Annotated in this window: 21 protein-coding genes; 19 read left to right on the top strand and 2 right to left on the bottom strand. The window is 71.6% G+C overall.

Annotated features, from left to right (window positions below):
- The first annotated feature begins 2 nt into the window (after positions 1–2).
- A complete protein-coding gene (locus AB0B66_RS23550; protein ID WP_360533609.1) occupies positions 3–1,325 on the top strand; it encodes an SWIM zinc finger family protein in 1,323 nt (440 codons plus the stop codon).
- Positions 1,322–3,781, top strand: coding sequence for a DUF6493 family protein (locus AB0B66_RS23545; protein WP_360533606.1), 2,460 nt, complete (start codon positions 1,322–1,324; stop codon positions 3,779–3,781). The genes AB0B66_RS23550 and AB0B66_RS23545 overlap by 4 nt, the downstream gene beginning before the upstream one ends.
- 112 nt (positions 3,782–3,893) lie before the next feature.
- Here AB0B66_RS23545 and AB0B66_RS23540 read toward each other — a convergent pair whose 3' ends face one another.
- Entirely contained in the window at positions 3,894–4,511 is a 618-nt protein-coding gene (locus AB0B66_RS23540) for a PASTA domain-containing protein (protein WP_360533603.1), read from the bottom strand.
- An 839-nt stretch (positions 4,512–5,350) separates the two neighbouring features.
- Between AB0B66_RS23540 and AB0B66_RS23535 the strand changes: the two genes are divergently transcribed.
- The 14 genes from AB0B66_RS23535 (at position 5,351) to AB0B66_RS23470 (ending at position 21,929) form a co-directional block, all read left to right on the top strand.
- Positions 5,351–6,298 (top strand): terpene synthase family protein, encoded by a 948-nt coding sequence (locus AB0B66_RS23535; protein WP_360533600.1) that lies wholly within the window; start codon positions 5,351–5,353, stop codon positions 6,296–6,298.
- A 261-nt stretch (positions 6,299–6,559) separates the two neighbouring features.
- Positions 6,560–9,676, top strand: coding sequence for an isoleucine--tRNA ligase (ileS, locus tag AB0B66_RS23530; RefSeq protein ID WP_360533597.1), 3,117 nt, complete (start codon positions 6,560–6,562; stop codon positions 9,674–9,676).
- Positions 9,677–9,904: 228 nt separating this feature from the next.
- On the top strand, positions 9,905–10,597 hold the full coding sequence (locus AB0B66_RS23525) for a lysophospholipid acyltransferase family protein (RefSeq protein ID WP_360533594.1): 693 nt from the start codon (positions 9,905–9,907) through the stop codon (positions 10,595–10,597).
- 81 nt (positions 10,598–10,678) lie between these two features.
- Complete coding sequence (locus AB0B66_RS23520) at positions 10,679–12,631, top strand: TIGR03960 family B12-binding radical SAM protein (RefSeq protein WP_360533591.1); 1,953 nt, start codon at positions 10,679–10,681, stop codon at positions 12,629–12,631.
- Positions 12,632–12,677: 46 nt separating this feature from the next.
- Positions 12,678–13,433: a TIGR03936 family radical SAM-associated protein gene (locus AB0B66_RS23515; protein WP_360533655.1), complete on the top strand. Its 756-nt coding sequence runs from the start codon at positions 12,678–12,680 to the stop codon at positions 13,431–13,433.
- A gap of 247 nt (positions 13,434–13,680) precedes the next feature.
- A complete protein-coding gene (locus AB0B66_RS23510) occupies positions 13,681–16,263 on the top strand; it encodes an Rne/Rng family ribonuclease (RefSeq protein ID WP_360533588.1) in 2,583 nt (860 codons plus the stop codon).
- 121 nt (positions 16,264–16,384) lie between these two features.
- On the top strand, positions 16,385–16,927 hold the full coding sequence (locus AB0B66_RS23505) for a hypothetical protein (protein WP_360533585.1): 543 nt from the start codon (positions 16,385–16,387) through the stop codon (positions 16,925–16,927).
- Positions 16,928–16,971: 44 nt separating this feature from the next.
- The gene (locus tag AB0B66_RS23500) at positions 16,972–17,466 is read left to right on the top strand and encodes a hypothetical protein (RefSeq protein WP_360533582.1); all 495 of its coding nucleotides are present in this window, start codon (positions 16,972–16,974) and stop codon (positions 17,464–17,466) included.
- A 127-nt stretch (positions 17,467–17,593) separates the two neighbouring features.
- Complete coding sequence (locus AB0B66_RS23495; protein WP_360533579.1) at positions 17,594–18,097, top strand: hypothetical protein; 504 nt, start codon at positions 17,594–17,596, stop codon at positions 18,095–18,097.
- Positions 18,098–18,257: 160 nt separating this feature from the next.
- A complete protein-coding gene (locus AB0B66_RS23490; protein ID WP_360533576.1) occupies positions 18,258–18,749 on the top strand; it encodes a hypothetical protein in 492 nt (163 codons plus the stop codon).
- 242 nt (positions 18,750–18,991) lie between these two features.
- Complete coding sequence (gene rplU, locus AB0B66_RS23485) at positions 18,992–19,306, top strand: 50S ribosomal protein L21 (RefSeq protein ID WP_155374923.1); 315 nt, start codon at positions 18,992–18,994, stop codon at positions 19,304–19,306.
- 8 nt (positions 19,307–19,314) lie between these two features.
- Positions 19,315–19,572 carry a 50S ribosomal protein L27 gene (rpmA, locus tag AB0B66_RS23480; RefSeq protein ID WP_191841170.1) on the top strand — a complete coding sequence of 86 codons (258 nt, stop codon included), beginning with the start codon at positions 19,315–19,317 and terminating at the stop codon, positions 19,570–19,572.
- A 298-nt stretch (positions 19,573–19,870) separates the two neighbouring features.
- Positions 19,871–21,361, top strand: a complete 1,491-nt coding sequence (gene obgE / locus AB0B66_RS23475; protein ID WP_360533571.1) for a GTPase ObgE — start codon at positions 19,871–19,873, stop codon at positions 21,359–21,361.
- A gap of 127 nt (positions 21,362–21,488) precedes the next feature.
- Positions 21,489–21,929, top strand: coding sequence for a GNAT family N-acetyltransferase (locus tag AB0B66_RS23470; protein WP_360533568.1), 441 nt, complete (start codon positions 21,489–21,491; stop codon positions 21,927–21,929).
- Here AB0B66_RS23470 and trpS read toward each other — a convergent pair.
- The gene (trpS, locus tag AB0B66_RS23465) at positions 21,919–22,908 is read right to left on the bottom strand and encodes a tryptophan--tRNA ligase (protein WP_360533565.1); all 990 of its coding nucleotides are present in this window, start codon (positions 22,906–22,908) and stop codon (positions 21,919–21,921) included. The genes AB0B66_RS23470 and trpS overlap by 11 nt on opposite strands.
- Before the next feature lie 265 nt (positions 22,909–23,173).
- On the opposite strand from trpS, the gene pepN reads away from it, so the two are divergent.
- The 3 genes from pepN to rsfS all read left to right on the top strand — a co-directional run bounded on the left by pepN (position 23,174) and on the right by rsfS (position 26,952).
- Positions 23,174–25,663, top strand: a complete 2,490-nt coding sequence (gene pepN / locus AB0B66_RS23460) for an aminopeptidase N (protein ID WP_360533562.1) — start codon at positions 23,174–23,176, stop codon at positions 25,661–25,663.
- A gap of 192 nt (positions 25,664–25,855) precedes the next feature.
- The gene (gene nadD, locus AB0B66_RS23455; RefSeq protein WP_120316517.1) at positions 25,856–26,440 is read left to right on the top strand and encodes a nicotinate-nucleotide adenylyltransferase; all 585 of its coding nucleotides are present in this window, start codon (positions 25,856–25,858) and stop codon (positions 26,438–26,440) included.
- A 122-nt stretch (positions 26,441–26,562) separates the two neighbouring features.
- The gene (gene rsfS / locus AB0B66_RS23450) at positions 26,563–26,952 is read left to right on the top strand and encodes a ribosome silencing factor (RefSeq protein ID WP_203692539.1); all 390 of its coding nucleotides are present in this window, start codon (positions 26,563–26,565) and stop codon (positions 26,950–26,952) included.
- Positions 26,953–26,999 lie beyond the last annotated feature (47 nt).

The following is a 26,999-nucleotide window of genomic DNA, read 5'->3' as shown; positions in this document are numbered from 1 at the left end:
CCATGTCGGTAGCCACCTACTCGTATCCGGGGCCCTCCGCGCTGACCGCGGAGGGTCTCGCGTTGCAGACGTCCGGCGGGTGCGGCGCGCACCCCCGGTTCTTCGACGGGTTCATGACCACCCCGCAGACCGTCGCGGTCGGCCTGCTCGCCGTCGCCGAGGTCGCCCGCGCCCGCTACTTCCAGCGCACCGACTGGGTCAGCCTCGACCCGGTGGTCACCGGCAGCGAGGACATGCTGCGGTTCGAGTCGTTCAGCGGCTGCTGCGGGGTGTACGCCCGGATGGACGTGCTCCCGTCCGGTCTGGACGGTGAGCGCCCCGAGCACGGCACCACCAACGTCGACGTGAACGTGCCGCTGCAGCTCGCGCTGGCCCGGGTCGGCGGGCTGGACCCGCTGCACCTGGCCGTCGGCCCCCAGGACCTGACCGTGTCCACCATGGACGGCTCCGTCGTAGAGCGCAAGGTGCCGCTGCCCGGCCGGTGGCTGCGCGGTTTCGCGCAGGTGCACGCGGTCACCGCGGGCATGGAGCCGCGGGTGCGGATCGACGCCGCCGCGGCCGCTGAGTTCCTGCGCCGCCTGCCGAAGGACCGCAGCACGCTGTGGGCGGTGCCGGCCGGGCAGGGTCTGCGGCTGACCGCCCGGCCGGTGCCGGGAGCCGTCTGCCTGACCGGCGCGGATCGGCTCGGTGCGCTGCGCGGGCTGCTGCGGCACGCGACGGCCCTCACCGTGTACGGCCCGGCCGTGCGCCCCGGCAGCGCCGCCGTCGCCTCGGTGTGGGAGCTGGAGACCCCGACCCTGCGGTTGTCGCTGACGCTGTCGCCCGAGCCGTACCGCGGCTTCTCCGGCGAGGGCGCGGTGCTGTCCGCGCTGGCCTCCGACGACGCCGCCGACGCGGCCGACCGGATCAGCGAGCTGCTCAGCCTCGCGCCCACCCTCGACGCCGACGCGCTGGCCACCGCCACCGACCTGACCCCGGCGCAGGTCCGGTCCGGGCTCGCGCTGCTGGGCACCGCCGGTCGCGTCGGCTACGACGTCGCCGAGGCGAACTACTTCCACCGGGTGATGCCGTTCGGCACCGCGGCCGCCGAGAAGCTCAACCCCCGGCTGGCGGGGGCGAAGGCGCTGCTGGAGGCCGGGGCGGTGACCGTGTCCGGCGACGTCGCCTCGGTGCGCGGCACCGAGGGGGTGTACCAGGTCCGGCTGGTCGACGGCGCTCCGGCGGGCTGCACGTGCCGGTGGTGGGCCAAGCACCGGGGCGGCCGGGGACCCTGCCGTCACCAGCTCGCGGTGCGTATCACGGTGACGCAGGAGGTGCCCGCGTGAGCGCGGAGGAGCTGCACCGGGCCGTCGACGCGGCCGACGTGGCCGCCGTCGTGGCCTGGGTGCGCCAGGCCGGCGAGAAGCAGCGCCTCGCGGCCTTCGCCGGACTCGCCGCCGCCGCGAGGCAGGACGAGGACTGGCAGACCTCGCAACGGCGGGCCCCGGCCCGGATCGTCGCGCTGGTCGGCTGCGCGTCCACCGCGAAGAAGGTCGTGACCGTGCTGCATCGCGGCCAACTGCGGTGGGGGCTGCGGGCCGCGCAGCCCGGCCCGGTGCTGGAGGTGCTGCGGTTGCGGCAGGTGCCGTGGCTCGGCGAGTTCGCGCAGCTGATGGCCGACCGGCTACCCCTCGACGGGAGCTGGGGCGCGTTCGGTCACTGGCGGCTGGTGGACGTCCTGGTCCGGGAGAGCGGCTGTGCCGTGCCGACCGGTGAGGCGTTCACCGCCTGCTGGATCGACGCGATGCGGGACGCGTCCGACGTCGACGCCGCGCTGCGGGACAGCCCGTACACGGCGGCGCTGGTGCCGATGCTGTTCACGCACGACCGGCTCGGTTCGCGGCTGGACTACGAATACGCCCCGGACGCGCGCGGGTTCGTGCCCGCCCTGATCCGGCTGGGCGCGGGCGACGACGCCGTGCGCCGGCTGCTCGTCGAGGGCTGCCGGTCGCGGCTGCTGCGCGGGGGCAAGCCGGGGGAGCTGCGCGCGTACACCCGGCTGCACGAGGCGCTGGCGGTGACCGCACCGGAGGCGGCAGCCGGGGCCGGTGACTATGTCCGCCTGGTGGAGGCCGGCAACTCCACGGTCGCGGGTATGGCGCTCAAGGCCCTGCGCGGAGCCGACGAGGCCGGGCTGTTGGCCTGGGACACCCTGCGCGAGGTCGCCGAACTCGCGCTTGCCCGGCCGGAGAAGACGCTGGTCAAAGCACAGACGACGTGGCTGCGTCAGGTGGCGCGACGGCGGCCGGAGCACGCGGCGGAGATCGCCGCGCTGCTGTCCGGGCCGGCGTCGCCCGCAGCCGAGCCGGTGCCGGCCGCGTTGCCGGTGCCCGTCGCGGCACCGCTGGGATCGCCGCTGGGCAGCCTCGCGGAGCTGGCCGAGGAGGTGTCGGCGCTGCTCGCGGGGGACCGGTCGGTGCCGACGGTCGAGCGGGTGCTGGCCGCGATCGCGTACTGGCGGGTGCGGGACCAGGAGGCGCTGGCGCGGACCGTACGCCCGCTCGTGGACGCGGACCGGGCGTGGTGGGGCAAACTGGCCGAGCAGACGCGCGAGATGCTGCTCACCGCTTCCGTCGCGAGTGCACGCTCCGACCGGTGGCGGCAGCTCGCCGACCTGTTCCGCACCGACGGCGGGGTGCAGGCCCAGGCGTTGCGCAAGATGCGCGGCAACAGCAGCGGCCTGCACCTGGTGCTCGCGGCCCGGCTCGCGGAGATGTCCGTGCAGCTCAACCGGCACCCGGTGCCGCTGCTCATGGCGACGCCGACGCACGCCAACGGCCGGCTGGAGCCGACGGAACTGCTGCGGCGGCTGGAGCAGGCCGAGCGCGAGGGGTGGCAGCCCTGGGCGCTGGACTTCGAGCAGGCTCTGCTGCGGCTGCCCCGCGAGACCGATCCTCAGATGGTCACTGCGGCGCTGCGGCTGCGTTCGCCCGCCGGGGCGGCGTTCGCCCGCTGGCTCAGCGGTCCGGTGCCCGACCCCGTGTCGCTGCGCCGCAGCCAGCACGCTGACACCAAGCCGTCGAGCTACTCCTATCAGCACCAGCCCGCCGTGCGCCGGGTGGTGGCACTCAAGCCGCCGGAGCACGCGGGCCCGCTGGTCCTGGAGACGATGACGGTCGTCCGATACGACCACCCGACCTGGGCTCCCGGACACCTCGAGGAGCCGCAGCTGTGGACGGCCGCGCTGCCGTCGCACCGGGAGGTGGTGGCCGCCTCGGCGCTGCCGATCCTCGCCGCGAACGCCGACCTCGACTTCGATGGCGGCGGCCTGCTGCTGGCCCACCTCGCCGAGTGCGGGGGACCGGTCGGCCCGGCGGTGAACCTGGCCCTGGCGTACGGCCTCGCCGCCCGCTCGGCGGCCGACCGGATCGCCGCCGTCGACGGACTGCTGGGCCTGGCCGCGACCGGGGACCTCGACGCGGCCGCGGTAGGGCGGGAGCTGGGTGAACTGGCCGCGGCGGGGGTGCTCAAGGTGAACCGGTTCGCGTCGGCGCTGGACGAGGCCGCGCAGGCGGGCGCGGTCGCCGCCGTGTGGCAGATCGCCGTCGCGGCACTGGCGCCGCTGGCCGTGCTGGACAAGGCACGCCCGGCCACGGCCGACCTGATGGCGCTCGCGGTCCGGTGCGGCCGTGCCTGCGGGGCCGCGCAGCTGCCGCCCGAGGTCGCGGCGCTGGCCGAACGAGGCGGTTCGAGCCGTTTGGCCGCCCAGGCCCGCGAGCTTCGGGCACTGGTCGCGGCGTGACCGCCCAGTCGCCCGGCGAACGGCCTGCGGCGCAGGTCAGAGCCGTCCGATGTTAAGAAGGGCACCTTCTTCTACGCACAGCGTGAAGAAGGTGCCCTTCCTTTGTGGAGGGTCAGCCCTTGCCGTTGCTGACGCTGGTGTTGGTGAGGATGATCTCCGTGTCGGCGGCGACCTTGCTGCCGGGCTTCACGGACTGCTTGACGACCTTCCAGCTGACCAGCAGCGTCAGGTCCTTGCCGTCCTCGCCGACGAACTTCACGTTGGTGAAGCCGGCGTCGGCCAGGATCTTCTCGGCGTCGGTGGCCTTCTTGCCGACCACGTTCGGCACCGCGATCAGCGTCGGCCCGGCGGTGGGCGACGGCGACGGGGCGGCGGTCGGCGACGCGGCAGCACTGGGGCTGGCGGCGGCGCTGGGGCTGGCGGCAGCACTCGCGCTGGCAGCAGGGGGCGCGACGGTGGCGGTGGCGACCGCGGACGGGGACGCCGACGGGTCCACGTCCTTCTTCTGCCACCACTTCATGTACGCGAAGCCGCCGCACAGCAGCAGGAGCAGGATCAGGAGCAGCAGGAGGAGCAGGAGCAGCCAGCGCTTGCGGCCGCCCTTGTCGTCGTCGTCCTTGTCGTCCTTGTCCTTGTCGTCCGCGCCGTGCGCCGGCTTGTAGTCGCCGCCCTTGTCATCGGCCGGCGGCGGGGTCGGGGCGGGGGTGGTGTTCTCGTCGGGGTCTGACACGTCAGGTGCCTCTCGATATCCGATGTGTACTCACGCAGCAGCACGTATGCAAACATCGGCCATGATGGCGGTCCACGCAGCTCCGGTCACTAGACCGCTGGTAGCGTCCACAGCCGCCGAACGGTCAGCCATCGACCCAGGCAGCGGCGGAGCCGCGGCGGCGCGGCTCCCGTGCCTGCTGAAGGCCCGCAGGTGGCGAACATGTCGATCACTGTCGGATTCCAGCCTGTGATACGGACGGCGGCTCCCACGCCTTCGGCCCCTCGACCCATGATCGTTCGACCTGCCTCTTGAGCCCGCTTTCGCCCACCTGCCTGGCAAGTCGAGCGATCATGGTGTGGGATACGCCCGTACAACGACACGTCGGCGCTATGGTGCTACTGGGCTAGTGGCATCGAGGGATGGCAAGTGGCCGGGGCGATATCGGGCCGGCGGCATCTATGCGACCAGTAGCGCTGCGGTTCGCCCTGACCGCCCACCACAAGCAGGCGCGGCTGGTGCAGCGCCAGCTCGCCTACACCGTGCGGCTGTGGCGGGAGCTGGAGTCGGTGGTGGCCGAGCGAGGGCTGCCGGAACGTGCGGTGTCGGCGCTGTACGCGGCGGCGCTGGGCGAGGGTGTACCTGATCGACGGCGTCGCCCGGGAGGCGCACCTGGCGGCGATGGACGCGGTGCGCAAGCCGATGCGGGAGCCGTACCGGCGCTGAGGTGGCACGTCGGGGGGATTGACATCGATCTTTGCCACTTGTGTAATGGATCGTGAACCCATCGTGATGATGGCCTGCGTCACTGTGCGCCGCCGTCGCCCCCCGTGCACCGCCTCCCGGAACGGAGGACCGCCGTGTTCGCCATCCCACCGGTCGACTGCCCCCTCGCCTCCCGCATGTCCCCGCACGTGGCGCTCGCCGAACAGGACCTCACCGGCTGGGCTCGCAAATGCGGCCTGATCAGCGACGGCGACGGGCAGAGCTGGCTGGCCGGCGAGGCGTACGCCGGACATGCCGGCCGGATCTTCCCCGACGCGCGACCGGACGACCTCGCCCTGCTCGCCATGATCTTCGCCTGGTTCTACCTGGTGGACGACGTCTGCGACGGCACGGCGCACCCCGAGCCGCCCCGGCTGCGGCGTTTCGTGACCGAACTGCTGGCCCTGCTGCACGGCTCCGACCGCCCGACCGAGGTGTTCGCGGGCCCGGCCCGGCTGATGCTCACCGAGATCTGGGCCGTGCTGCGCGAGCGCATGCCCGACGCCTGGCAGGCCCGCTTCACCGACGCGGTGGCGGTGCACCTCGACGGCGTGCTCACCGAGGCGGAGAACAAGGCCGCGGGCCACCTGCCCGGCGTCGACGAGTACGTCGAGCTGCGCCGGGCGGCGTCCGCGGCGGAGGTCTCGCACCTGCTCACCGAGCTGGCCACGCACACCCACCTGCCGGACGCGATCTACCACCACCCGGCGCTGCGCGAGGTGCGGCTGGCCGGCACGGACCTGCTGTCCTGGTTCAACGACCTGTACTCGCTGGACAAGGACATCGCCACGGCGGGCGGGCACAACCTGGTGCTGGCGATCTCCCACGAGCGGCGGGTGTCCATCGAGGCGGCGGTGCAGGAGGCGGTGGACATGTGGCAGGAGCGCATGGACGGCTTCGCCCCGCTGCGGGACCGGGTGCCGTCGTTCGGTGCCCAGTTCGACCCGGCGGTGCACGCCCACCTGGACGGGGTGGCCGGTTCGGTGCGGGGCACGCTGGACTGGACCGTGGTCAGCGGGCGCTACCGGGGCGAGACCCGGTAGGGCGACTCACCGGAAACCCGGTGGACGGTCGAGGGTGCGGCGGCGGTAACCTGGAGCGCACAGGCATCGACCCGGCCATCACCGGTGAGCCTCCGGAAGAACAGGCCGCGACGGCCCCAGTAGAACCGGACGGGACGGCCCGTCACAGCCGACACGAGCGGTCCGCCGTGCACCTGCGGCGGGCAAGCGAGGTGGTACCGCGGGCCCCGGCTCGTCCTCGCACTGTGAGACGACAGTGACGAGTGTGACGAGGAGCCCGCGATGGCTTACCCACTGCACGACACCGCGGCCGACGGCGTGTCCGCCAGCCCGGACCTGCCCGCCCTGGAACGGCGCGTGCTCGACTACTGGGCCGCCGACAAGACCTTCGCGGCCAGCGTGGAGCAGCGCGACGCCGGGGTGAAGGGGTCGAATGAGTTCGTCTTCTACGACGGTCCGCCGTTCGCCAACGGCCTGCCCCACTACGGCCACCTGCTGACCGGCTACGTCAAGGACGTGGTGCCGCGCTACCAGACGATGCGCGGCCGCCGGGTCGAGCGCCGGTTCGGCTGGGACACCCACGGCATGCCGGCCGAGGTCGAGGCGGAGAAGCAGCTCGGCATCACCACCAAGGCCGAGATCCTCGACATGGGCCTGGCCGAGTTCAACGAGGCCTGCCGCACCTCCGTGCTGCGCTACACCAACGAGTGGGAGCGTTACGTCACCCGGCAGGCCCGCTGGGTCGACTTCGCCAACGACTACAAGACCCTCGACCTGGACTACATGGAAAGCGTCATGTGGGCCTTCAAGACCCTGCACGACAAGGGCCTGGTGTACGAGGGCTTCCGGGTGCTGGCGTACTGCTGGCGCTGCGAGACGCCGCTGTCCAACACCGAGACCCGGATGGACGACGTCTACAAGGACCGGCAGGACCCGACGCTGGCCGTCAAGTTCCAGCTGGACAGCGGCGAGAAGGTCGCGGTGTGGACGACGACGCCGTGGACCCTGCCGAGCAATCTGGCGCTGGCCGTCGGCCCGGACATCGACTACGCGGTGATGGAGAAGGACGGGGAGAAGCTGCTGCTGGGCGCGGCCCGGCTCGGCTACTACGCCAAGGAGCTGGAGGGCTACGAGCAGACCGGCACCGTCAAGGGCGCGGATCTGGTCGGCAAGCGGTACACGCCGCTGTTCCCGTACCTGGTGGACCACGCGGGCGAGCACGCGTACCAGGTGCTCGGGGCGGACTTCGTGACCACCGAGGACGGCACCGGGGTGGTGCACCTCGCGCCGGCGTTCGGTGAGGACGACCAGAACACCTGCAACGCGGCGGGCATCCCGACCGTGGTGACGGTCGACGAGCGGGCGCGGTTCACCGCGCTGGTCCCGGCGTACGAGGGCCAGCAGGTCTTCGACACCAACAAGTCGATCATCCGTGAGCTCAAGGACCGCGGCGTGGTGCTGCGCCACGAGACCTACACGCACTCCTACCCGCACTGCTGGCGGTGTGACACCCCGCTGGTCTACAAGGCGGTGTCGAGCTGGTTCGTGAAGGTCACCGCGTTCCGCGACCGCATGGTCGAGCTGAACCAGCAGATCAACTGGACTCCGGAGCACGTCAAGGACGGCTCGTTCGGCAAGTGGCTGAGCAACGCCCGGGACTGGTCGATCAGCCGCAACCGGTTCTGGGGCTCGCCGATCCCGGTGTGGGTCAGCGACGACCCGAACTACCCGCGCACCGACGTGTACGGCTCGCTGGCGCAGCTGGAGGCGGACTTCGGCGTGAAGGTCACCGACCTGCACCGCCCGTACGTCGACGAGCTGACCCGGCCGAACCCGGACGACCCGACGGGCAACTCGACCATGCGCCGGGTGCCGGAGGTGCTGGACTGCTGGTTCGAGTCGGGCTCGATGCCGTTCGCCCAGGTGCACTACCCGTTCGAGAACACCGAGTGGTTCGAGAACCACTACCCGGGCGACTTCATCGTCGAGTACATCGGACAGACGCGCGGCTGGTTCTACACCATGCACGTGCTGGCCACCGCGCTGTTCGACCGGCCGGCGTTCCGCAGTTGCGTGAGCCACGGCATCCTGCAGGGGTCTGACGGCCGCAAGATGTCCAAGAGCCTGCGCAACTACCCCGACGTGTACGAGATGTTCGACCGCTACGGCGCCGACGCCATGCGCTGGATGCTGATGAGCAGCCCGGTGCTGCGCGGCGGCGACATGGCGGTGAACGAGTCGGGGATCCGGGACTCGGTGCGCCAGGTGCTGCTGCCGCTGTGGAACGTGTACTACTTCTTCACGCTCTACGCCAACGCCGCCGGGCACACCGCCCGGCCCCGGACCGACTCCACGCACGTGCTCGACCGGTACGTGCTGGCCAAGACCCGGGAACTGGTGGAGACCACGACGGCCCAGCTCGACGCGTACGACCTCTCGGCCGCCTGCGCCGGGGTGCGGACCTACCTGGACGCGCTGACCAACTGGTACGTGCGCCGCAGCCGGGACCGCTTCTGGGCCGGCGACGCCGACGCCTTCGACACCCTGTACACGGTGCTGGAGACGCTGGCCCGGGTGGTCGCGCCGCTGGCCCCGCTGACCGCGGAGGAGATCTGGCGCGGCCTGACCGGGCAGCGCTCGGCGCACCTGGCCGACTGGCCGGACGCGGCGGCGCTGCCGGCCGACCACGACCTGGTCGCCACCATGGACCGGGTGCGCGAGGTCTGCTCGGCGGCGCTGTCGCTGCGCAAGGCCAAGGGCCTGCGGGTGCGGCTGCCGCTGGCGTCGCTGACCGTGGCGACGCCGGACGCGTCCGGGCTGCGCGACTTCGCCGAGCTGATCGCCGACGAGGTCAACGTGAAGTCGGTCGAGCTGAGCGACGACCTGACGGGTCACTGCGAGCAGGTGCTCACGGTGGTGCCGCGGGTGCTCGGCCCGCGCGTCGGCGGCTCGGTGCAGCAGGTCATCAAGGCGGTGAAGTCGGGGGACTGGTCGCTGGTCGACGGGGCCCCGGTCGCCTCGGGGGTCACCCTGCAGGAGGGCGAGTACGAGCTGAAGCTGGTCGCGGCCGACGCGGAGCACAGCGCGCCGCTGCCCGGCGACGCCGGTGTGGTCGTGCTGGACACGGCGGTCACCCCGGAGCTGGAGGCCGAGGGGCTGGCCCGCGACGTGGTCCGGGTGGTGCAGCAGGCGCGCCGCGAGGCGGACCTGGCGATCACCGACCGGATCGCGCTGACCGTGCAGGCGTCCGATGAGGTGGCCGCGGCGGTGCGTACGCACCAGGCGTTCCTGGCCGCCGAGACGCTGGCCGACAGCGTCGGCTACGGCGCGGTCGACGGCGGCTTCACGGGTGAGGCCGGCGACGGCGGCAACGTGACGGTGGCGGTCACCCGCAGCTGACGGGTTCACGAACGGGGCGCGGCCTGTGCCGGAAATGTCACAGGCCGCGCCCCGATCCGTATGCGGCGCAACGTGCGCGCAGCTCAGTGCCGTGGTCCAGGCCCGCAGGCGGGCGCGGAGTATCTCAGACTCCGGGCGCATAGGCGATCTGTTCCGGGGGTATGGGCCCGCTCAGAGGACTACGGTAAGTTCACTGGCCGGCTAGCTCATCACCTGTGGAGGCAGAAAGTGCCGGTGCTCTATACGGTCGGATTGTGGACGGTGGCGCCCGCGATCAAGCTCGGCTGGCGCCCCACCATCGAGGGTGCGGAGCACATCCCCGCCACGGGCGGCGCGATCTTCGCCGGCAACCACCTCTCCGTGGCCGACGAGCTGTTCCTCGGCTCCGCGGTCGGCCGGCACATCTCCTTCTGGGCCAAGGAGGACTACTTCGTCGGCACCGGCCTGAGCGGCCTGTTCTTCCGCACCCTGATGGGCGGCCTGGGCGCGATCCCGGTGCACCGCTCCGGCGGCCGGGCCGCGCTGAGCGCGTTCGACGCGGCGATCCCGGTGCTCCAGGAGGGCGGCCTCGTCGCCGTGTACCCGGAGGGCACCCGTTCGCCCGACGGGCGGCTCTACCGCGGCCGCACCGGTGTGGCGCGGCTCGCGCTCGCCGCGGACGTGCCGATCATCCCCGTCGGCATGATCGGCACCGAGAAGGTGCAGCCGATCGGCCAGGCTCTGCCGTCGCTGAAGCCAGGCCAGGTCACGGTGAAGTTCGGCAAGCCGATCGAGGTCGGGGCGTGGCAGGACGCCGAGTCGGCGAGCACCGCCGCGCGCGAGATCACCGACACCGTGATGACGGCCATCCAGCAGCTCACAGGGCAGGAGTACGTGTCCCGGTACGCTCCGAAGCGAAGCTCCGGCGACGCGGAGCAGTAGACACGCAGGTGGCAACCGGACATCGGGCTCGCAATCGCCCGAGGTCCGGCCCTCCCGTGCGACCGCGTACCCTTGTTACCCATGCGTGGCGAGTCGGTCTTTCCCCAGCTTGAGCAGTTGCTGCCTCTGATCAGCAAGCCGATCCAGTACATCGGCGGTGAGCTGGGCTCCGTGGTCAAACCATGGGAGTCGGCCACCGTCCGCTGGGTGCTGTCGTACCCGGACGCGTACGAGGTCGGCCTGCCCAACCAGGGCGTGCAGATCCTGTACGAGGTGCTCAACGAGCGCGAGGACGTGCTCGCCGAGCGCACCTACGCGGTCTGGCCCGACCTCGAGAAGCTGATGCGTGAGCGCGGCGTGCCGCAGTTCACCGTCGACAGCCACCGTGCCGTCGGCGACTTCGACCTGTTCGGCTTGTCCTTCTCGACCGAGCTCGGCTACACCAACATGCTCACCGAGCTGAGCCTGGCGCAGATCCCGCTGCTGGCCGCCGACCGTGACGAATCCCACCCGATCGTGGTGGCGGGCGGTCACGCCGCGTTCAACCCGGAGCCGATCGCCGACTTCGTCGACGCTGCCGTGCTCGGCGACGGCGAGGAAGCCGTGCTGGAGATCACCGACATCGTCGCGGCGTGGAAGCGCGAGGGCAGTCCGGGTGGCCGGGACGAGATCCTGCTGCGCCTGGCCAAGACCGAGTCGGTGTACGTGCCGCGCTTCTACGACGTGGACTACCTGCCCGACGGCCGCATCCAGCGTGTGGTGCCCAACCGCGCGGGTGTGCCGTTCCGGGTGCACAAGCGCACCACCATGGACCTCGACGCGTGGCCGTACCCGAAGAAGCCGCTGGTGCCGCTGGCCGAGACGGTGCACGAGCGGTTCGCCGTGGAGATCTTCCGGGGCTGCACCCGGGGCTGCCGCTTCTGCCAGGCCGGCATGATCACCCGTCCGGTGCGTGAGCGCTCCATCACCACGGTGGCGCAGATGGTGCACGACGGGCTGGAGTTCTCCGGCTTCACCGAGGTGGGCCTGCTGTCGCTGTCCAGCGCCGACCACTCCGAGATCGGCGACATCTGCTCCGGGCTGGCCGACCAGTACGAGGGCACCAACGTCTCGCTGTCGCTGCCCAGCACCCGGGTGGACGCGTTCAACATCGACCTGGCGCAGGAGCTGGCCCGCAACGGCCGCCGCACCGGTCTGACCTTCGCGCCCGAGGGCGGCTCGGAGCGCATCCGCAAGGTGATCAACAAGATGGTGTCGGAGGAGGACCTGATCCGCACCGTCACCACGGCGTACTCCAACGGCTGGCGGCAGGTGAAGCTGTACTTCATGTGCGGCCTGCCCACCGAGACCGACGAGGACGTGCTGCAGATCGCCCGGCTGGCGCACAACGTCATCAAGTCGGGCCGCCAGGCGACCGGCTCCAAGGACATCCGCTGCACCGTGTCCATCGGCGGGTTCGTGCCCAAGCCGCACACCCCGTTCCAGTGGGCCCCGATGGAGCGCCCCGAGGTCATCGACGCGCGGCTCAAGGCGCTCAAGAACGAGATCAACTCGGACCGCTCGCTGGGCCGCGCCATCGGCTTCCGCTACCACGACGGCGAGCCCTCGCTGATCGAAGGCCTGCTGGCGCGCGGTGACCGCCGCGTCGGCGCGGTCATCCGCAAGGTGTGGGAGGACGGCGGGCGCTTCGACGGCTGGAGCGAGCACTTCTCGTACCGCCGCTGGGTCGACGCCGCCGAGGCGGTGCTGCCGGGCTTCGGCGTGGACCTGGACTGGTTCACCACCCGCGAGCGTGAGCAGTCCGAGGTGCTGCCCTGGGACCACCTGGACTCGGGCCTGGACAAGGACTGGCTCTGGCAGGACTGGCAGGACGCGCTCACCGAGTACGAGCAGGACGACTGCCGCTGGACGCCGTGCTTCGACTGCGGCGTGTGCCCGTCCATGGACACCAGCATCCAGATCGGGCCCACCGGCAAGAAGCTGCTGCCCATCACGCCGGTCAACACCGGCCTGCGCGTGCCCGCGGAGGCCTGACGTGGGACGCACCAAGAATCAGCCGACCGGTGGCCAGGCCCCCGTCGTGCAGCGCATCCGGCTGCGCTACACCAAGCGCGGCCCGATGCGGTTCACCTCGCACCGCGACTTCGCCCGCGCCGTCGAGCGAGCGATCCACCGGGCGGGCATCCCGATCGCCTTCTCGCAGGGTTTCACCCCGCATCCGAAGATCTCCTTCGCCAGCGCCGCGCCGACCGGGGTGGCCTCCGAGGCGGAGTACCTGGAGATCGGCCTGCGCGAGCGGGTCGACCCGGCGGACCTGGCCAAGGCGCTGGACGCGTCGCTGTCGCCCGGCCTCGACGTGATCGAGGCGGTCGAGGCGGTCACGCCGGGCAGCCTGGCCGACCGGATCACCGCCTCGTCGTGGCGCATCGAGCTGCCCGGGGTGAGCGACGAGCAGCTCGCCGCCGCCGTGGCGGCGTTCGTCGCGCAGAGTGAGGTCCTGGTCGAGCGTATGACCAAACAGGGCCGCCGCACGTTCGACACCAGGGACGCCGTGGCGTCCATCGCGGCCGTCTCGTCACAGTCCTCGCCACCTGACGTGGTCGGGGCAGCGCCGTGTGCGATACTCGACCTTGTCGTGCGGCAGGTCACTCCCTCCGTACGGCCCGATGACGTCCTGTCCGGCCTGCGCGTGGTTGCGGACCTGGAGCCGTCGGCGCCCCATTCACTGAAAAGTGCCAGGGCGACCCGGCTGGCACAGGGCACGCTGACCCCCCAGGGGGAGATCGTGGATCCGCTCGACGTGGATCGCGACCCCGTCGCCATCGGCGAGCGTTGACCCGACCGGTCTCCGCTCTCGGCAGACTTCGGCGGATGCCCGTCCGAGCGCCTCGACAGGCGCTCTGACGGGCGACCCCGGCGGCAAACACCGGTGCTCCTGAGTGGCTGCGTTGTGACGCGCCCGGGACCGCCAGAACTGGAGAACAGTCCGGATGCTCGACCACGAGCCCGCAGATCGGCACGAGAATGCCGACAACGTTTCGCAGAACCCGCCCGGCGCGGCCCCGGCTGACCAGCCGAGTGCCGTGACCGGCGAGAGCACCGGCGGCGACGCCGTGACGGGCGCGCCTGCGACGCCCGAGCCCGCCCCGGTGACGCCTGAGCCCGCGATGGCCCAGCCCACGGCACCGGAGGCGGCCCCTGACGCGGCCGCCGCGGAGGGCGAGGCCGCGCCTGCGCGGCGGCGCACCCGCAAGCGTGCCGTCGCGGCTGCCGCGCCGGAGGCGGTGGACGCCGTGGGGGAGACCTCCGAGGAGGCCGCGCCCGTCAAGAAGGCGACGCGACGCCGGAAGAAAGCCGCAGAGCCGGACATCTCCGGCGAGTCTGGGGCGAATGACGTAACCGAGCCGGTGCTTCCGGCCGTCGAGGAGCTCGCGCCCACCGTGGCCGACGCGCTCGACGAGGAAGCCGAAGAGGACGAGGAAGCGGCCGAGGCCGCTGCCGCGGCCGCTGAGCAGGTGGGCGAAGCCCCGCGCCGGCTCGCCCCGTCCGTGCTGTTCATGGCCCCCGAGGCCACGGCCACACCGGTGCGCCCGGTGGCCGCCGCGCGGCCCGTGCCGGTCGAGGAGCCCGCCGAGCCCGCGGAGCCGGCCGAGACCGGCCGCCGCCGCAAGCGCCGTCGGGGTCGGGACGAGGAGGAGGCCGTCGTCGAGGCGGAGGCCGCCGAGCCGGTCGCCGCCGACGAGGAGCAGGAAGAGGACGAGACCGAGGAGAACGCGCGCGCCCGCCGCCGCCGGGGCCGTCGCGGCCGTGGCCGGGGCAAGGGCGGCGCGGAGGACAACGGCGACGAGGAGCAGCCCGAGGCCGTCGAGGCCGAGGAGGAGGAGACCGACTCCGACGGTGAGCCGCTGACCCGCCGCCGCCGTCGCCGCCGCCGCAAGGGCGCCGGAGACGAGGGCGCCGAGGCCGAGGACGGCGTGCACACGGTCGTACGCATCCGTGAGCCGCGTGCCGTCAGCGACGAGGTGCAGGGCGTCTCCGGCTCGACCCGGCTGGAGGCCAAGCGCCAGCGCCGCCGGGACGGCCGCGAGCAGCGGCGCACCCGCCCGCCGATCCTGACCGAGTCCGAGTTCCTGGCCCGCCGCGAGGCGGTCGACCGGGTCATGGTGATCCGCGAGAACCCGGACCGCACCCAGATCGCGGTCATGGAGGACGGCGTGCTCGTCGAGCACTACGTCACCCGCGCGTCCACCGCCACCATGGTCGGCAACGTGTACCTGGGCAAGGTGCAGAACGTGCTGCCGAGCATGGAGGCCGCCTTCGTCGACCTGGGCCGGGGCCGCAACGCGGTGCTGTACGCCGGTGAGGTCAACTGGGACGCGGCCGGGCTGGAGGGCCGCCAGCGCTCCATCGAGCAGGCGCTGAAGTCCGGCGACTCGGTGCTGGTGCAGGTCACCAAGGACCCGATCGGGCACAAGGGCGCGCGGCTGTCCAGCCACGTCGCGCTGTCCGGCCGCCACCTGGTGTACGTGCCCAACGGCAACGCCTCCGGCATCAGCCGCAAGCTGTCCGACGTGGAGCGCAAGCGGCTGCGCGACATCCTCAAGAAGCTGGTCCCCGAGGGCGCGGGCGTGATCGTGCGCACCGCCGCCGAGGGCGCCTCCGAGGAGGACCTGGAGCGCGACGTGCTGCGCCTGCAGGCGCAGTGGGAGGACATCCAGGCCAAGGCGTCCGAGGGCGGCGCGCCCGCGCTGCTGTACGGCGAGCCGGACCTGGTCGTCCGCGTGGTCCGCGACCTGTTCAACGAGGACTTCAAGGAACTCGTGGTGCAGGGCGACAACGCCTACGACACCGTGCAGACCTACCTCGGGCACGTCTCGCCCGACCTGGTGGACCGGGTGCACCGGCACACCGGGGTGTCCGACGTGTTCGCGACGTACCGTATCGACGAGCAGATCCTCAAGGGCCTGGACCGCAAGGTGTTCCTGCCCTCCGGCGGCCACCTGGTGTTCGACCGCACCGAGGCGATGACCGTCGTCGACGTCAACACCGGCAAGTACACCGGTGTCGGCGGCAACCTCGAGGAGACGGTCACCCGCAACAACCTGGAGGCGGCCGAGGAGATCGTGCGTCAGCTGCGGCTGCGCGACCTCGGCGGCATCGTGGTGATCGACTTCATCGACATGGTGCTGGAGAGCAACCGCGAGCTGGTGCTGCGCCGGCTGACCGAGTGCCTGGGCCGGGACCGGACCAAGCACCAGGTCACCGAGATCACCTCGCTGGGCCTGGTGCAGATGACGCGCAAGCGCATCGGCGCGGGCCTGCTGGAGGCGTTCAGCGAGCCGTGCGAGCACTGCAAGGGCCGCGGGGTCATCATCCACACCGAGCCGGTCTCCGAGCGCCGCGCGCCGGTCCACGCCGCGCCGCCGGCCCAGGCCCCGCCTGCGCCGGTCAAGCAGGCCGCCGCCGCGCCGCCCGCGCCGAAGCAGCAGAAGCCGACGGCCGCGGACACGGGGTACTACGACACCGAGGGCTACGACCTGTCCCGGTACGAGACGGCGGCGGTCGAGGACGACGACGAAGCGGGCGAGGAGCCCGGTGAGGACGGCGGCGACACGCCCACCAGGCGGCGTACCCGCCGCGGCGGTCGGCGGCGCACCCGCCCGTAGACCGACAGGGATCGCTCGCGGCTGATCCGCCGGCGGGGGACTCGCATAAGCTGCCCGGGGTATGGGTGCACCATTCCCCGGGCAGTTCGCTGTCCGCCCCCGCAGAGCCTGGAGGACCCCTATGCGACGTTTCCTCGCCGCAGCCGTGCTCGGCGCGGCCCTGCTGACCGCCACCGCCTGCTCCGCCGACCCGACGCGGCCCGACGCGGGCTCGGGGCCCTCGGCCGGGGCTTCGGCGCAGACGAGCCCGGGCACGAGTGCCGCGCCAGGCGCCTCCGGGGCCGTCACCGGGACCACCGACGCGAAGGCGACCTGTGCGGCGGTGATCGCCGAGAGCAAGAAGTTCGTCGCGAACCTGGTGGTCAGGGCCGAGGAGCTCGGCCAGTCGCTGAGCGACCCGGAGAAGGTCAAGGTCTTCTTCGGCGCGCTGAGCAAGGACTACGTGACGCTGTCCACCACGGTGAAGGCGGAAGCGGCCAAGAGCGCCGACCCGAAGCTGCGCAAGGCGCTGGAGGACCTCGCCAAGGCCCTGGACGCCGCGGTGGCGCAGTTGAGCGACCCGCAGAAGCTCGCCGAGGACCCCTCGAAGATGCAGCAGATCCTGTTCAGCCCGGACCTGACCGCGGCCAACGAGGCGCTGAACGAGATCTGTCCGGCAGCCTGACGGCGTACGGCGACCCCCGCACCACCCCCTCTGGAGGCAATTCCATGCGACGTTTCCTGACCGCCGTCCTCGTGGCCGGATCCCTGCTCGGCGCGAGCGCATGCGCCGACGACACGCCCAGCCCGTCGGCATCCTCGTCCAGCGCGGCCGCCGCGCCCGCGCCGAGCGGCTCGACGGCGGCCGCGGCGGTCTGCGCCGAGTTCGACAAGGTGTTCAACGGCAAGGCCCGGACCGACCTGACCACCGCGATCGGTGGGGTGCTCAAGGCACGGGCGGGCACCGACGCCGCGAAGACCCAGGCCGCGGAGATCAAGCTGCGCGAGGCGCTCACCGCCCTGGAGACCCAGATCACGGGGGTCGGCGCGGTCGCCGCCGACCCCGCGGTCAAGGCCGCCTTCGACCAGGTCGCCGCGAACGTCCGGCAGACCGGTGCCGACCTGGCGTTCCTCGACGGGGTCACCAAGATCTCCGAGCTTGAGGCGAAGCTCACTCCGGCCCTGCTGTCCTGGATCATGCCTTTGGCCAGGATCTGTCCCTGAGACCGTTATCGGGCCGTCATCAGGCTTCCCTAAGCTGCCCCGGGGCGTTCACACCGCTCCGGGGCAGCTTTGTCCGCTGCCGTCATCTCTCACGTGCCAAAGGACCTTTTCGTACATGCGTCGTGTTATGACCACCATCGTTCTCAGTCTGACCCTGCTCGGCGCCGCCGCGTGCGCCGCCGACCCGGCCGAGACCACGGCCACGTCCTCGTCGTCGGCCGCTCCGGCCCCGGCCGCCTCGTCCGCCGCTCCGGCCGCGCCCACCGGCACCGCCGACAAGGCCGCGACGTGCCTGGCGTTCATGATGATGAACATCAGCGAGAAGGGCCTGGGGGTGCTGGCGGCCAGCACCAAGATCATTGGTGTGGCGATCGACGACGAGGAGAAGGCCAAGACCCACGTCCCGGCGCTCATCACGGCGATCGAGGTCTACCGCGGGGAACTGGCCAAGCTCTCCGCGGACACGGCGGATGCCGAGGTCAAGGCAGCCCTGGACGCGGACATCGCCACGGTGGCCGGTGCCGGGCAGGCCCTGACAGCCGCCGGCGGCGATGTCGACAAGGTGCTCGAGATCCTGGAGGGCACCGCCCTGGACCTCCACGAGAACAAGACCTCGAAGGTCTGCGGCTGAGGCTGCCGAATCCGTTGTCGGCCACCGTGGCTAGGCTGCCTCGGTGGCCACAAACGAGGGTTCGGCGTGTACGGGGCCGAAGCTTCGGCCATATGACAAGTAAGCACGGGTGCCCCGCTGACCTGGCGCACCCGATCACCCCGCATAGACAAGGAAGAACATGCGACGGATTCTGGCCACCGCCACCCTCGGTCTCGCGCTGCTGGGCATGACCGCCTGTGCCGACACCGACACCCCGACCCCGGGCGCCTCGGCGTCGATCCCGGCCGCCGCCACCAGCGCCGCGGCCGCGGCCATGGACAAGGCCGCCGCCTGCGCCGCGTACACCAAGGCGGAGGACGCGGCCAAGGCCCCGCTCATGGAGCTGGCGATGCAGCTGGACGCGATCAAGGCCGACCCGGCCAAGGCGCAGGAGGCGGTCGGCAAGCTGACCAAGGCGTTCACCGACTTCCAGGCCGCGCTGGCCCCGATCGCGGCCGGCGTGAACGACGCCGAGCTGAAGGCCGCCGTCGAGTCCGACATCGCCGCGCTGAACAAGGTCATGCCGGCGATCGCGGCTTCCGGCGGCGACGTCACGAAGGCGATGGCGGCGCTGGAGACCCCCGAGTTCGAAAAGGGCGGCGAAGCCGTCCGCGCGCTCTGCGGCAAGTGAGCACAGCCCCGACACGCGGTGACAGCCGTCACCGCGTGTCGGGCCGGGGGGTGCCCGGTTTGGGCATCGGGCCGGGCATGACGTAGTCTTCTCCACGGTGCCCATGACAGGGCGCTGCATGCGTGCGTGTGTGCCGGCCGTCTGCGGCCAGGACTGCCGAGCGCAACAAAGTAGTGAAGAGTCGACTCGCCTCGCGGGTCGATGGACCAACCGCCAGCACCTACGACAGGAGTCCGCGTCTCATGTACGCGATCGTCAAGACCGGCGGCAAGCAGTACAAGGTCGCCGAGGGCGACGTGATCGAGGTCGAGAAGCTCGCGGGCGCGCCCGGCGACGTGGTGGCGCTGTCCGCAGTGCTGCTTGTTGATGGCAGCGACCTGGTGACCGACGCGGCGAAGCTTGCCAAGGTTTCTGTTTCCGGTGAGGTCGTGGCCCACACCAAGGGCCCGAAGATCCGGATCCACAAGTTCAAGAACAAGACCGGCTACCACAAGCGGCAGGGTCACCGTCAGCCGCTGACCCAGGTCAAGGTCACCGGCATCAAGAGCGGGAAGTAGGCCTCGAGATGGCACATAAAAAGGGTGCATCCAGCTCGCGCAACGGTCGCGACTCCGCCGCCCAGCGGCTCGGCGTGAAGCGATTCGGCGGTCAGGTCGTCAGCGCCGGCGAGATCCTCATCCGCCAGCGCGGCACCAAGTTCCACCCGGGCGACCTGGTCGGCCGTGGCGGCGACGACACGCTGTTCGCGCTCGCCGCGGGCTCGGTGCAGTTCGGTCTCAAGCGGGGCCGCAAGACCGTGAACATCGTTCCGGTCGAGGCCTGACAGTTCGTCGGAGGCGGGAGGGCGCGCGAAGCGCCTTCCCGCCTTTGCCGTTTCCGCCCCCGGAAACACCCAGGTGAGACGCGGCTAACGCCGCCCACCGGAACACCCGACCCCCACCACGCGCTGCCCTAGGGGGCACGCGCCCCCTGCCTCCCTGCCGCAACTCTTAAAGACATGCGGCCTCAGGAGGCCGTCCTGGCCGCGACTCTTTAAGAGTTGCGGCGAGGGGCAGGCGGGGGCGGGCGGGGTGCAAGCGGGCATATGCTGGTTTTTTGTTGATGTATGTGGAGGATGGAACGTGGCTACGTTCGTAGATCGTGTGGTGCTGCACCTGCAGGCGGGTGACGGTGGCCACGGCTGCATCTCCATCCACCGCGAGAAGTTCAAGCCGTTCGGCGGGCCGGACGGCGGCAACGGCGGGCACGGCGGCGGCATCCTGATGCAGGTCGACCCCAACGTGCACACCCTGCTGGACTTCCACTTCCACCCGCACATCAAGGCGACCAACGGCAAGGGCGGCGCGGGCAACAACCGCGAGGGCGCGAACGGCGGCGACCTGGTGCTCAAGGTGCCCTCGGGCACGGTCGTGCAGACGCTGGACGGCGAGGTCATCGCCGACCTGGTGGGCGCGGGCACCACGCTGGAGATCGCCCGGGGCGGCCGGGGTGGCCGCGGCAACGCGGCGCTGGCCAGCGCGCGGCGCAAGGCCCCCGGCTTCGCCGAGCTGGGCGAGCCGGGCGACCGGCTGGACGTGGTCGTCGAGCTGAAGAGCGTCGCCGACGTGGGCCTGGTCGGCTTCCCGAGCGCCGGCAAGTCCTCGCTGATCTCGGTGATCTCCGCGGCCAAGCCGAAGATCGCCGACTACCCGTTCACCACGCTGGTGCCGAACCTGGGCGTGGTGCAGGCCGGCGAGCACGTGTTCACCGTCGCCGACGTGCCGGGCCTGATCCCGGGCGCGGCCGCGGGCAAGGGCCTGGGCCTGGAGTTCCTGCGCCACATCGAGCGCACCGCGGTGCTGGCCCACGTGGTGGACACCGCGACCCTGGAGACCGACCGCGACCCGGTGGCCGACATCGAGGCCCTGGAGGCGGAGCTCGCGCAGTACGGCGGGCTCGGGGACCGGCCCCGGATCATCGTGCTGAACAAGATCGACGTGCCGGACGGCCGGGACCTGGCCGACATCACGACCCCTGACCTGGAGAAGTTCGGCTGGCCGATCTACCAGGTCAGCGCGGCGACCCGGGAGGGCCTGCAGGACCTGGTGTACGCGCTGGCCCGGATGGTGGAGGAGCACCGGGCGGCCGCGCCGGTGCTGGAGCCGACCCGCATCGTGCTGCGCCCGAAGGCGGTCGACGACTCCGGGTTCGAGATCGCGCAGGACCGCGCGGGCGTCTGGGTGGTCAAGGGCACCAAGCCTGAGCGCTGGGTGCGCCAGACCATGTTCGACAACGCCGAGGCGGTGGGCTACCTCGCGGATCGGCTCGCCCGGCTGGGGGTCGAGGAGAAGCTGGGCAAGCTCGGCGCGCAGCCGGGCGACCCGGTGCGGATCGGCGAGCGCGAGTTCGACTGGCAGCCCACGATCTACGCGGGTAAGGACTTCACGCCGGGCAACCGCTTCACCGACGAGCGCCTCGAGGACGACATCACGCGGCCGAGGGCCGCGGAGCGGCTCGCGGCCCGCAAGGCGCGGCGGGAGCGCCCGGAGGGCGACACCGCGGGCGACGAGTGGCTGCCCGACGAGCGGGATCTGCGCGCCGCGGACGATGACGACGACGACGACGATCTCTAGGCGGCGGTACCAGGGCGGACACTGTTAAGTAAAGGTTCGGTGACAGTGTCCGCCATCTCACCGTGTACGGCCTCGCTGTGCGGTTTGTGAAACAACGCGGAAACATGCCCTGGCTAGCGTCCTGACGGTGTTGATCCAGCACCGTGAGATCACCCACCCTGATGTCACCGCGCTCGTGCTCGCCGCTGAGGACGAACTCTTCACGCGGTATCCGGGCACCACCCGTTCGCCCCTGGACCCGCACGCCCGTTTCGTCGTGGCGTACGTGCTGGGCAGGCCTGTCGGCTGCGGCGGCATCGTGCCGTCCGCGCCGGGTGTCGGCGAGATCAGGCGGATGTTCGTACTGCCGGCGCATCGCCGCGCCGGGGTGGCCCGCCGCATCCTCGCGGCATTGGAACGACGGGCCACCGCCCAGGGCTGGGACTCGATCATCCTCGAGACCGGCGTGAACCAGCCTGAGGCGATCGCGCTGTTCGACTCGTCCGACTACCAGCGGACCGAGCCGTACGGCAGGTACATCGGCAACCCCTACTCGGTCTGCTTCACGAAGAAGCTCATCAGAAGCTGACGAGTCCTATCGCCTCGCCGGCTCGCCGCAACGTGGCGGCGGCCCGCGGGCGTGCCCGTGACGCGCCCTCGCGCAGCACCTGCTCCACCGCCTCCGGCCGTCGCCGCAGAGCCTCGTAGCGCTCCTGGATCGGCCTCAGCACCGCCACCACGGCCTCCGCGGTCTCCCGTTTGAGCTGCCCGTAGGAGGCGAAGTCGCCGGCCGACCCGGTGCAGGCCTGGTAGATCTCCAGCAGGTTGGTAACGCCGGGCTGGTTCTCCCGGTCCCGGCGCACCGTGCTCCCGCTGTCGGTGACCGCGCGCATCACCTTGCGGCGTACGACGTCGGGTTCGTCCAGGATGGAGATGACTCCGGCGCTGACCACATTGGTCTTTCCCATCTTGGCCGTCGGGTCGGCCAGGTCCATCACCCGTGCGGCGACCGGGGCGGGCACCGCCACCGGCACCGTGAAGGTCGGGCCGTAGCGGCCGTTGAACCGGGTCGCCACGGCCCGAGCCAGTTCGACGTGCTGCATCTGGTCGTCGCCGACCGGAACCTGCTCGGTGTCGTGCAGCAGGATGTCGGCCGCCATCAGCACCGGGTAGGTGAGCAGGCTGAGCCGCACCTGCTCACCGCGGGCGGCCTTCTCCTTGAACGCGACCATGCGCTGTGCCTCGCCGTAGCCGGTGGCGCATTCCAGCAGGTAGTGCAGTTGGGCGTGCTCGGGTAGGTGGGACTGGACGTACAGGGTGCAGCGTTGCGGGTCGACCCCGGCGGCGAGCAGCACCGCGGCCTGTTCCAGGGTCAGCCCGCGTACCGCGGAGGGGTCGTGCTCGACGGTGAGCGAGTGCAGGTCGGCGAGCATGGTGATGGTCTCGGTGTCGTCCTGGCCGGCCACCAGCGGCAGGATCATGCCGAACAGGTTGCCGAGCTGCAGGTGGCCGGTCGGCTTGCAGGCGGACAGCCGGCGGGCGCGCACGCGGGTCGGGGCGATGGTCATGTCGGTCTCCTCGGGAGTCGGGCCACCCCGTCCGGAGACCCCGGCACGGCAGGAGCCGCGCACGAAGAAGGCCGCCCGGAGGGGCGGCCTGGGTCGTCTACTGGGTTCGCGGAAGCGGGCCGCCCGTCAGGGCAGCCACCACATGAGGTTCGTCGTCCGCATGGCGACCATTGTCCCCGCACCGGCCTTGATCGGCAAGAACGTAACGGAAGGTAAGGGGCTACCGCCCGTTCACCACCTGCCGTCATCAGGCAGGATGGGCGTCATGTCGCATCGTTGCCTCAGCCACCTCGAAGCCGTCGCGCGGGCCGCCACCGTCCGGAACCTCGCGTACGCCCTGGACGTGGACCTGACCACGGGAGACGAACTCTTCCGCACGGTCACCACCGTCCGCTTCACCGCCGACCCCGGCGCCGAGACGTTCCTGGAGGCGCGGCCGGAGCGGCTGCTCGGCGCCACCTTGAACGGTGTCGAGCTGCCCGCGGAGGCGTTCGCCGAAGGGCGGCTGAGGCTGGCCGACCTCGCCGCGGACAACACCGTCGTGGTGTCCGCCGAGTACGCCTACACCCGGTCCAGCGAGGGCGTCCACCGCTTCGTCGACCCGGCCGACAAGCAGGTCTACGTGTACGCGCAGCCCTCGATCACCGACGCGCCGCGCTTCATGGCCTGCTTCGACCAGCCCGACCTCAAGGCGCCGGTGACGCTGTCCGTCACCGCGGACCCGTCCTGGCTGGTCCGGGCCAACGCGGAAGGCGAGCAGACGGCAGCGGGCCGCTGGGAGTTCCCGGCCACCAAGCCCGTCGCGACCTACCTGATCACGCTCGTGGCCGGTCCTTACGTCGAGGTGACCGACAGCCACGACGGCATCCCGCTCGGCCTGTACGCCCGCGCCAGCTACGCCGAAGTGCTGGAGCGCGACGCGCCCGAGATCCTCTCGCTGACCAAGGCGTTCCTCGACCGCTACCACGAGCTGTTCGGCGTGCGGTACCCGTTCGGCAAGTACGACCAGGCGTTCGTGCCCGAGTTCAGCTGGGGCGCGATGGAGTTCCCCGGCTGCGTGGTGTTCCGCGACGAGCTGCTGTTCCGCGCCGCGGTGACCGACACCGAGCGGCTGGAGCGGGCCGCCATCATCGCCCACGAGATGGCCCACATGTGGTTCGGCGACCTGGTGACCATGCGCTGGTGGGACGACCTGTGGCTGAACGAGTCGTTCGCCACCTACATGGGCTACCGGCTGGTCGCCGAGGTCACGCCGTGGCCGCAGGCCTGGACCCGCTTCGGCGTCGGCCGCAAGGCCTGGGGATACGCCGCCGACCAGCGCCCGTCCACGCACCCGATCGCGCCGACCGAGGTCGCCGACACCGACGCCGCGTTCGCCAACTTCGACGGCATCTCCTACGCCAAGGGCTGCTCGGCGCTGCGGCAGCTGGTCGCGTTCATCGGCGACGAGGCGTTCCTGAACGGGCTGCGGGCGCACTTCGACAAGCACGCCTGGGGCAACGCCACGCTGGCCGACCTGCTCGGCGCGCTGTCGCTGGCCAGCGGGCGCGACCTGGACGCCTGGGCGCAGGCCTGGCTGCGCACCCCGCAGGTCAACACGCTGCGCCCGGTGATCGAGTGGGCGCAGGACGGTTCGTACGCCTGCGTCACCGTCGATCAGACGGCCGCCGAGCAGTACCCGACGCTGCGCCCGCACCGGGTCGGCCTGGGCTGGTTCGACGAGCACGGCGCCTGGCAGCACACGGAGATCGAGGTGACCGGCGCGCTCACCCCGGTGCCGCAGCTTTCCGGCGTACGCGGCCGCGGCCTGCTGCTCAACGACGGCGACCTCACCTTCGCCAAGATCCGGCTCGACGAGCGCACCCGCGCCGAGCTGCCCGCGCTGCTGGCCGCGCAGCCCGACCCGCTGTCGCGCTCGCTGTGGTGGAACAGCGCCTGGGACGCCGTACGCGACGCCGAGTGGCCCGCCACCGAACTGGTCGAACTGGCCGCCGCGGCGCTGCCCGCCGAGCCGGACGTCACCATCGTCGAGTCGGTGTTCGGGCTGGCCCGGTATGCGGCCACCCGCTTCGTGCCCGTGGACGGGCAGGCGGCGGCCCACGCGGCGCTGGCCGGTGCGGCCAAGACCCTGCTGGCCACCGCCGAGCCGGGCAGCGGCCACCAGCTCGCCGCGGCCCGCACGCTCCTCTCCACCGCCGCCGACGACGACCGCGCGGTGCTGCGTGGCTGGCTGTCCGGCGCGGACGTGCCCGCGGGCCTGGCCGTCGACGCCGAGCTGCGCTGGGCGATCCTGGGCCGGCTCGCGGTGCTCGGCGACGTGACCGAGGAGGAGATCGACGCCGAGCTGCAGCGCGACACCAGCGACAAGGGCGAGCAGGAGGCCGTCCGGGTGCGGGCGAGCCGCCCCGACCCGGCCGCCAAGGCGCGGGCGTTCGATCTGGTCGTCACCGAGCAGGGCCAGTCGAACCGGATCGCGGCCGCGGCCGGGGCCGGTCTGTGGCAGCCGGAGCACGCGGAGCTGACGGCCCCGTTCGTGGCCCGGTACTTCGCCGAGCTGCCGCGCTCGGCTGGTCGCTCCGGTGACATGCTGGCGCACCTGGTCAAGGCGTCCTACCCGGTGTACGCCGTGTCGGAGGACACACTGGCCGCCGCGCGGGCGGCGCTGGCGGGGGACATGCACCCGCTGCCGCGCCGCGCGCTGGCCGACGAGACCGACGACCTGGCCCGCGCCCTGCGCGCCCAGCAGGCCGCCTGACCAGCCCGTCCACCCCGCCGGCCGCCCCGCTTCCACCCCGGGCTCGCGGCGTCCGGCGGGCTCGCGGCTCACCGGCCCCGCCCGACGTAGACGTTGGCCTATGACATCGAATACGATCGCCGATTTTTCGATGTCATAGGCCAACGTCGATGACAAGCCGGGGCGGGGCGAGCGGAGGCATAGAATCAGCGCGTGGCGACACGTATCGGGATCATGGGCGGCACCTTCGACCCCATCCACCACGGTCACCTCGTCGCGGCCAGCGAAGTGGCTGACCGGTACGCCCTGGACGAGGTCGTCTTCGTGCCCACGGGCCGACCGTGGCAGAAGACCGAGCACGCGGTCACCCCGGCGGAGGACCGTTACCTGATGACGGTCATCGCGACGGCGTCGAATCCGCGGTTCAGCGTGAGCCGGGTGGACGTGGACCGGGTCGGGCCGACGTACACCGTCGACACGCTGCGCGAGCTGCGCGACCAGTACGGCGAGAAGACCGAGCTGTTCTTCATCACCGGCGCCGACGCGCTGTCGAAGATCCTTTCCTGGAAGGACGCGGACCAGTTGTTCGAGCTGGCCCATTTCGTGGGGGTCACCCGTCCGGGGTTCATGCTGACCGACGCGCACCTGCCCGCCGACGTGGTGAGCCTGGTCCAGGTGCCGGCGATGGCGATCTCGTCGACGGACTGCCGCCGCCGGGTCGCCGCCGGCCAGCCGGTCTGGTACCTGGTACCGGACGGGGTAGTGCAATACATCACAAAACGGCATCTATACCGCTGATGTCCGGGTGTCCCGGCCCACCGCGTGTCTATCTCAGCGGCAGACCGGGTAATCACTGTGAGACTCTGGATGCTGAGCCTGATCGCGAGCATCGCGACCGGGCCACCGACGAAAGGACCAAGGTGCCCGCAACCGAGCGTGCCGTCGAGATGGCCCTGGCCGCCGCGCAGGCGGCCGCCGACAAGAAGGCCGAGGACATCGTCCTGCTGGACGTGGGCGAGCAACTCGTCCTCACCGACGTCTTCGTGGTCGCCTCCGCTCCGAACGAGCGCCAGGTCCTGGCCATCGTCGACGCTGTCGAAGAGGCCCTGCTGAACCTGCCCGAGAAGGCCAAGCCGGTGCGCCGCGAGGGCGAGCGGGCCGGCCGCTGGGTGCTGCTGGACTTCGGCGACATCGTGGTGCACATCCAGCACAGCGAGGAGCGCGAGTTCTACGCCCTCGACCGCCTGTGGAAGGACTGCGCCCGGATCGAGTTCGTCGACCGCGACCTGGCGACCCAGGACGCCGCGTGAGCGAGCCGCGCGAGCGAACCCAGTGGGTCCGTTCCGCCGCCGACGAG

Source organism: Catellatospora sp. NPDC049111 (genome assembly GCF_040648615.1).
In the GTDB taxonomy this organism is placed as follows: Bacteria; Actinomycetota; Actinomycetes; order Mycobacteriales; family Micromonosporaceae; genus Catellatospora; species Catellatospora aurea.
The sequence above is the reverse complement of the archived record's forward strand: the minus strand, read 5'-3'. Positions and strand labels throughout refer to the sequence as shown.

Coding starts and splice junctions, on each gene's coding strand:
- AB0B66_RS23550 (WP_360533609.1), top strand. CDS start 3: ATGTCGGTAGCCACCTACTCGTATCCGGGGCCCTCCGCGCTGACCGCG.
- ileS (WP_360533597.1), top strand. CDS start 6,560: ATGGCTTACCCACTGCACGACACCGCGGCCGACGGCGTGTCCGCCAGC.
- AB0B66_RS23520 (WP_360533591.1), top strand. CDS start 10,679: ATGCGTGGCGAGTCGGTCTTTCCCCAGCTTGAGCAGTTGCTGCCTCTG.
- AB0B66_RS23505 (WP_360533585.1), top strand. CDS start 16,385: ATGCGACGTTTCCTCGCCGCAGCCGTGCTCGGCGCGGCCCTGCTGACC.
- AB0B66_RS23500 (WP_360533582.1), top strand. CDS start 16,972: ATGCGACGTTTCCTGACCGCCGTCCTCGTGGCCGGATCCCTGCTCGGC.
- AB0B66_RS23495 (WP_360533579.1), top strand. CDS start 17,594: ATGACCACCATCGTTCTCAGTCTGACCCTGCTCGGCGCCGCCGCGTGC.
- AB0B66_RS23490 (WP_360533576.1), top strand. CDS start 18,258: ATGCGACGGATTCTGGCCACCGCCACCCTCGGTCTCGCGCTGCTGGGC.
- rplU (WP_155374923.1), top strand. CDS start 18,992: ATGTACGCGATCGTCAAGACCGGCGGCAAGCAGTACAAGGTCGCCGAG.
- rpmA (WP_191841170.1), top strand. CDS start 19,315: ATGGCACATAAAAAGGGTGCATCCAGCTCGCGCAACGGTCGCGACTCC.
- trpS (WP_360533565.1), bottom strand. CDS start 22,908: ATGACCATCGCCCCGACCCGCGTGCGCGCCCGCCGGCTGTCCGCCTGC.
- pepN (WP_360533562.1), top strand. CDS start 23,174: ATGTCGCATCGTTGCCTCAGCCACCTCGAAGCCGTCGCGCGGGCCGCC.